The following is a 7,271-nucleotide window of genomic DNA, read 5'->3' as shown; positions in this document are numbered from 1 at the left end:
GTTGTCGTCATCGAGGTTATCGTAGTGCCCTGGACTCTCTCGCACCCCAAGGTGCATCGCTTCTCCGATTACGATTACGATTACGACAACGACAACGACAACGACAACGATTGCGTTTAACTTGTTCTTGACTCGTTACTGTTTATCGTCGGAAAGAGAGAAATCCACGCCTCGCCGTGCGCCCCGTACTAAAGTACTAACGTACTAACGTACTTGCATTGCGCGGGCAGCGCGGTGATGGGAATCTCGTTCGCGCGCCCCGCCCCTGGCGGGGCGAAGCGGATACCGCCCGGCGGCAGGCGCAGGTCTCCCCCCAGGTCCAGGGTCAGACCGCCGTCCGGGGTGCGGGCCAGACGCAGGTCCAGCCGACCATAGGCGGTGGGCAGACCGGACACGGCCACCGGCCCCGCCGCCAGCCAGGTCTCGGGGATCCCGGCCGCGACCACCAGCGACTGGTCCGCCCCCCGTTCATAGGCGAACAGGTCGCGGAAGACCAAGGCGTATTCGGCGCCGATCCAGGCGTGGGGCAGATCGCCCTGGTGACCGGGGGCGCGCGGGTCGTGCCAGGCAATCTCGGGCCACTGATTCCAGGCCGGCGGGCGGCGCTCGGCCAGGTGGAAGTCCAGCAGTTCATGCGCCTCGCGCCGCCAACCCAGCCGCACCAGGGCCCCGATGATGCGGATCTCATAAGGTGTGTAGTTGGTCCAGGGCGCCCCGCCGCCGTGCATGGCGCGAAAGCGCTCCAGGAAGCGCTCGAAGGTGCGGGCGCGGGGCGCGGCCGGCAGCGCGTCGAACTCATCGATCAGGGTCAGGGCATTGGCCACCGCGGTGGGGTCCGGGTCCGCCCACTCCACCGAGCCGGGCAGGAAGTCGATCCCGCGGGCGGCCATGGTCAGCGCGATCGATTCAAGCAGCGTGGTGCGAAAATCGTCCGCCAAGGCCGTGAGCCGCGCCGACTCGTCCCCTTCGCCCAGGGCCTGCGCCAGGAACGCGGCGTCCTTGCAGCCGCGCAGCGCCCAGAAGTCGTCCCAATAGGAATGCACCGGCTGGGCCAGATAGCCCTCGTGGCTGACCGACTCCGGCAGGAGACCGACGAAGCAGGCGCGGTGCTCGCCGCGGCGGTCGTCGTCGGTCAGGCACTGGGCGCGCAACTGCTCGATGAAGCCGATCGCCCGCTGCACCTGGGGCCAGAGGTCGCGCACCAGGCCCAGGTCGCCGGTGAAGCGGTAACAGTCGGCGACGGCAAAGACGAACTCACCATGACTGTCGTGCTCCGCCTGCCAGTCCACCCCGGTGCGGTCCACGCAGCAGGGGACATTGCCGTCCTCGCGTTGGAACTGGGCATACCAACGGATGAAGGCGACCGCCGCCGCGGGACAACCCAGACGCGCCAGGGCGGCCCCCATGACGGCACCGTCGCGGATCCAGGAGCGGGTATAGCGGCGCGGCCCCGGCTGCAGGGCGGGACCGTCGCGGTTGATCAGGATATGGGCAATGGCAGTCTTGCAGGCACGCGCGGCCGCCGCGGCCGGCTCCGGCAGGTCGAAGCGGACCTGACCCAGGGTCTGCGACCATTGCCCCACCGCACGCGCGAATTCATCGGCCCCGCACAGGCCCTCCGGCACGCGCCGCTCCAGGGTGCCGGGGGCGACCGCGCCGAAGGGCGCGACCAGGTACAGGTCCGCGTGGGCGCCCGCGGCCAGGTCCAGATCGAAGCGCAGGGCCCCGGAGGCAAAGCCTGCGGGGTCCTCGATCGCCACCGCGGCGGGCAGCACCCCGCACGCCAGGTAGTCGGTAATCGGACCCTGGTCGAAGGGCACCAGTCCGACCCCACCCACCGGCCCCAGGGGCACCAGTGCCTGGTTGCCGTTCACCCACAGTGCGCCCTCCTCGAAGACCAGCGAGCGCACCTGGCTGGGGCCGCCAAGCGCCTGGTGGGCCTGCCAGGGGGGCGTGACCTGGAAGGGGCGCACCGCGGCGAACAGGGTGAGGGTCCGGTCGGTCTGACCCTGGTTCGCCACCCGGTAGCGGATGAAGAGGTGCCGGTCCCCGCGCTGGTCGGTGGCAAAGACCGTGGTGGTCAAGACCACCTCACCGCAATCCCAGTGGGTCGAGGGGATCGGCAACTCCCCCTGCTCCAGGCTTTGGGTGATGGTGCAGTCGGCCCAGGTGATCAGCCGGCCGTCCAGATAGAGAAAGGGCTCCAGGCTGCAACTGCCCTCGTCCAGCTCCACCAGACCGTCCTCGTTGCAGAGCGCGGGGACCGCACCGTCCGGGATGTCCACCGGGGTCCAGTAGGTCTGCTCGCGATACAGCCAGCGGGGATAGTGGCCCCGGGGGGCGCGCCGGGCGATGGTGTGAAACCAGTCACTGCGGCTGCGTGAGGCGTCGTAGGGCAGGACCTCGACCGCGTACAGGCCGGGCAGTGGGCTGCCCTCCTCGGCACGCAGATCCAGACGCAGCAGGCGCGACTCACCCTGGGGCAGGTAGACCAGGCTCTCGGTCCCGGCGGCACCGCTCGCCTCATACAGGGTCCGCCAACCGGTCCCGTCGTCGCTGGCCTGGACCCCGAAGGCACAGCCCTGGGCGTCGGGGGCCCAGCGCAGCGCCAGGCCGCCATATTCGCGCGACTCATGGAAGTCGATCGTCAGCCAGCTCGCGCGGGCGCCCGGCGCCGGCCGCCAGTGGGTGTCCGCGCCCAGGTCCAACACCACCTCCTCCGGCGGGTTCCCGGGCAGGTGGCACAGGGCGGTGACCAGCGGCGCCCGCTCCAGGGTCCGGTCGACCAGGGACAGGTTGCTGAGCCAGACCGTCCCCCGTCCACCCGGACCGGCCACGATAGCGAACTCGATGGCACCGATCTCCCGCGGAGAACCGCCGCCGGCCGGCCCCCAGGCGTAGTCGATCTCCCGGCCCTTGATATCGAGCGTGCGCCAGGTGGGGGCAAAGGCGCACTTGGGCTCACGGTAGCGCCAGACATTGGCATTGGCGGGGTCCGCCAGCTTCAACTCGAAGCCATTGGCTGGGGCCTCGGCGCGCAGGTCGAAGCGCAAGGCGAAGGCGTCCGGCAGGGTCAGGGCGAGGGTCCGGCGCGCGACGACGAAACCGCCGCCGCCGCGGAAGTCGAAATCCAGGCGCAGGGCCGGACCCCGGGGTCCGGGTTCAGTGGTGACGGTCAGTCGGGCCTCGCCCGAGGCGACCGCCAGCCACTCCGCGGGATCGGCGAAGACGTCGAGAACATGGACCTGCATCGTGGCGACTCCTGATGAATTGTTATGAATTGTTATGAATTGTTATGAAATGTTTTCGATTGAAGGCGCCGCACGACCGACCTCGGGCGGGCGCTGCGGCCCGGCAGCGCCGATCCGCAGCCTTGGGTCCCCGCCCGCGCGGTCGCAGGCCAGGCCGCTCGAAGTCCCTTGAGGCTGGTCCGGGGCGCAAGGGTATACTGGCGCCCGCCGGGTGTCATCGCTCGCCGTTGCCGCAACCCGCCGACCGCGACACCTCCAGTGCCCGGCGGCACGAGACCGCCCGCCCGGACGCCCGCCCTCCCCAGCAAGATAATATCCAGTGATGAAACCGATCCGCATGTCGCTCAGCAAGAACGCCTGGCCCCGCTTCTGGGGCATGATCACCGCCCTGACACGCTCCGAGGTCGGCCCCCAGGCCAAGCTGTTTGCCGCCCTCCTGGTGGTCTTCCTGCTCAGCATCAGCGCCCTGAACGTCATCAACAGCTACGTGGGCCGCGACTTCATGACGGCGATCGAAAGCAAGGAGATGGGCACCTTCGTCAAGTATGCACTGCTTTACCTCATCGTCTTCGCCGTCTCGACCCTGGTCGCGGTCTTTCACCGCTACTGCGAGGAACGGCTCGGGCTGCTGTGGCGCAAGTGGCTGACGGCGCGCGCAATCGATAAATACACGGGCGATCATATCTATTTCAAGATGAACGCCTATGGTGACCTGAAGAACCCGGATCAGCGCATCTCCGAGGACATCCGCTCCCTGACCGCGACGACGCTGTCGTTCGTGCTGATGTTCCTGAACGCCACCATTACGGTGATTGCCTTCGCCGGCGTCATGTGGTCCATCAGCCCGCTCCTGCTGCTGGTGACGATCCTCTACGCCGCGGCGGGGTCGCTCTTTTCCTATTTCCTCGGGCGGCCCCTGATCCGGCTCAATTACGACCAGTCGGACAAGGAAGCCAACTTCCGCGCCCGCCTGCTGCACGTGCGCGAGCATGCGGAGGCCATCGCCCTGGTGCGTCAGGAAGACCGGCTGCGGGATCGGCTGCACGACCGCCTGGAACAGTTGATCGGGAATTTCAGGCGGATCATCGATGTCAATCGCAATCTCGGATTCTTCACCACCGGCTACAATTATCTGATCCAGATCATCCCGGCCCTGCTGGTCGCGCCCCTGTTCATCAGCGGCCAGGCCGAATTCGGGGTCATCACCCAATCGGCCATGGCCTTCGGCCACCTGATCGGGGCCTTCTCACTGATCGTCACCCAGTTCCAGTCGATCTCCGCCTATAGCGCCGTCATCGTGCGCCTGTCGGCGCTGGCCAACGCCATGCAGGTGGCCGCGGACACCGCCTCCCCGGCCATCACCTATTGCTCCGATTGCGGGCTGCTCGCCTTCGACCGCCTGACGCTGAAGTCGCCGCGCAGCGGGCGCCATCTGATCAAGGACCTGACGGTCTCGATCCCGGCCGGTACCCACGTCCTGATCCGGGTCGCCGACGACTCGGCCCGCACCGCCCTCTTCCGGGCCACCGCAAGCCTCTGGAGCGGCGGCGAGGGCGAGATCACGCGCCCCGATCCGGGCGATCTGCTGTTCCTGCCCGAGCGCCCCTATGTCCCGCCCGGGACCCTGCGAGAGGTGCTCTTGCCGGCCGCGACAGAACGCCACCCCGCCGACCAATCCACCCACGCCGCCCGCGTCGAGGCGGCCGGCAAGGTAAAGGCCGGCAACGGACGGCGCTTCTCCGACGAGGGCATCCTCACCACCCTGCGGCGGCTCAAACTGGTGGCGGCGATCGAGCGCGCCGGGGGACTGGACAACGAGAAGGGCTGGGGCGAACTCCTGTCGCTGGGCGAGCAGCAGGTACTGGCCTTCGCCCGGGTGCTGTTGGCCGAGCCCGCCTTCGTCTTTCTGGACCACCCCTCGCGGGCGCTCACTGAAGGGCAGGTCGATGAACTGCTGCACCTGCTGCGCGAACGCGGCATCACCTATGTCACCCTGGGCGAAGAGGACGACGACACGACCATGTATGACCAGTTGCTCACCATCCATCGCGACGGCCACTGGACCCTGGCGCCGCTCCCGGGCAAGGCCGCGGACGGGGAGCGCCTGATCCAGGCTTAGGGACGAGCCAAGAGCAAGTTAAACACAATCCTTGTCGTTGTCGTTGTCGTTGTCGTTGTCGTTGTCGTAATCGTAATCGTAATCGTAATCGTAATCGGAGAAACGATGCGCTTTGGGGTGCGAGAGAATCCGAGACGTTACGAGTAACCTCGATTACGACAACGACAACGACAACGACAACGAGAATAGCGCGATAGGCGGTCCCTAATCGAATTGTTTAACTTATCAGTGACCCGTTCCTTCGCCTATACGAGACTGCGATGTCACACGACCTGACCTTTCCCACCGGCTTCCTCTGGGGCGCCGCCACCTCCGCCTACCAGATCGAGGGCTCGCCGCTCGCCGACGGGGCCGGCGCCTGCATCTGGCAGGGGTTCAGCCACACCCCGGGGCGCGTGGCCAACGGCGACACCGGCGACCTCGCCTGCGACCATTACCGCCGCTCGCACACCGATCTTGACCTGATGGCCGAACTGGGGCTCAACGCCTACCGGTTCAGCGTCGCCTGGGGGCGGGTCCTGCCGAATGGGACGGGGCGGGTCAACGCCGGCGGCCTGGATTTCTACCAGCGCCTGGTCGACGGGCTATTAGAGCGCGGTATCGTGCCCATGCTCACCCTCTACCACTGGGACCTGCCCGAGGCCCTGCAGGCGCGCGGCGGCTGGGTCAATCCCGACAGCCCCCGCTGGTTCGCCGACTATGCGGCGACCCTCTACGAGGCCTTGGACGACCGGGTGGGCCTGTGGGTAACGCTCAACGAGCCCTGGGTCAGCACCGTCCTGGGCCATCTGATCGGCGAGCACGCCCCCGGACGCCGCACCCTGCACGAACCGCCGCTGGTCGCACACCATCAACTCTGTGCCCACGCCGCCGCCGTCGCCGCCTATCGGGATCTCGGCCGTCACCAGATCGGGATCAGCCTCAACCTGGAGCCCCAGTCGCCGGCCACGGATGAACCCGCCGATCAGGAGGCGGCCAGGCGCCGCCATCACTTCATCAACCGGTGGTTCCTGGACCCCCTGTTGCTGGGGCAGTACCCGGACCAACTGGCCGCGATCTTCGGCGCCGACTGGCCGCGCTTCCCGCCCGAGGACCTTGAGCGGATCAAGGCCCCCCTGGACTTCCTGGGCGTGAACTATTACTCGCGCGGCCTGGTCCGCCACGACCCGACCGACCTGCCGCTCCAGGCCCGGCGCCTCACCCCCACCGACCGCCCCTGCACCGCCATGGACTGGGAGGTCTACCCGCAAGGGCTGACCGAGACCCTGGTCTGGATCAAAGAGCGCTACGGCGACCTGCCACTCTACATCACCGAGAGCGGCGCCGCCTTCGACGACCCGGAACCGATGAAGGGCCGGGTCCATGACCCGCGGCGGGTCGACTACCTGCGCGACCACCTGGCCGCCGCCCACGCCGCCCTGGAACAAGGGGTGGACCTGCGCGGCTATTTCGCCTGGTCACTGCTCGACAACTTCGAGTGGGCCGAGGGCTACGCCAAGCGCTTCGGCCTGATCCATGTCGACCGCCTTACCCAGAAACGCACGCTCAAGGACAGCGCGCGGTTCTATCGTGAGTTCATTCGGGAAGCGGGGGGCTAAGGCGGCCGGGCGCGGCCTTGATCATCGCTCCGGCCGCCCTGGCCGGAGTCCAAGGCTTGCGCCTTGGATGTACGGGAGCAAGGCCGGCGCGACATCGATATCGCCAAGCTGCGGTTCACTCGACTGATACGGGACGAGCAATGAGCGACCCAATGAACGAACAAGCCATCCAGACCTTTGCCAGCGTGTGGGATGCCATCGCCGATACACCCGCAATGCCGTTAAGTTAAGCCCTTCGGGCTCCCACGCTCCCGCGTGGGAGCAAGCGCGGGCGCTCCGCGTCCAGTGCAAAGGCCGGACGCG

3 protein-coding genes are annotated in these 7,271 nt (G+C 67.6%); 2 read left to right on the top strand and 1 reads right to left on the bottom strand.

All coding sequences use genetic code 11. The features are described 5' to 3' along the window. Window positions 1-188: 188 nt before the first annotated feature. Entirely contained in the window at window positions 189-3,251 is a 3,063-nt protein-coding gene (locus QZY48_RS12510) for a discoidin domain-containing protein (protein ID WP_295431188.1), read from the bottom strand. A gap of 322 nt (window positions 3,252-3,573) precedes the next feature. On the opposite strand from QZY48_RS12510, the gene QZY48_RS12505 reads away from it, so the two are divergent. Next, window positions 3,574-5,370: an ABC transporter transmembrane domain-containing protein gene (locus QZY48_RS12505; protein WP_295431187.1), complete on the top strand. Its 1,797-nt coding sequence runs from the start codon at window positions 3,574-3,576 to the stop codon at window positions 5,368-5,370. 260 nt (window positions 5,371-5,630) lie between these two features. Next, window positions 5,631-6,968 carry a GH1 family beta-glucosidase gene (locus tag QZY48_RS12500; protein ID WP_295431186.1) on the top strand — a complete coding sequence of 446 codons (1,338 nt, stop codon included), beginning with the start codon at window positions 5,631-5,633 and terminating at the stop codon, window positions 6,966-6,968. Window positions 6,969-7,271: the final 303 nt, after the last annotated feature.

The sequence above is a fragment of the uncultured Thiodictyon sp. genome (assembly GCF_903828115.1).
Lineage (GTDB): Bacteria > Pseudomonadota > Gammaproteobacteria > Chromatiales > Chromatiaceae > Thiodictyon.
This window is presented reverse-complemented; position numbering and strand designations above follow the sequence as displayed.

What these genes read in the sequence shown, in the direction of transcription:
- QZY48_RS12510 (WP_295431188.1), bottom strand. Translation starts at nt 3,251, where the DNA reads ATGCAGGTCCATGTTCTCGACGTCTTCGCCGATCCCGCGGAGTGGCTG.
- QZY48_RS12500 (WP_295431186.1), top strand. Translation starts at nt 5,631, where the DNA reads ATGTCACACGACCTGACCTTTCCCACCGGCTTCCTCTGGGGCGCCGCC.
- QZY48_RS12505 (WP_295431187.1), top strand. Translation starts at nt 3,574, where the DNA reads ATGAAACCGATCCGCATGTCGCTCAGCAAGAACGCCTGGCCCCGCTTC.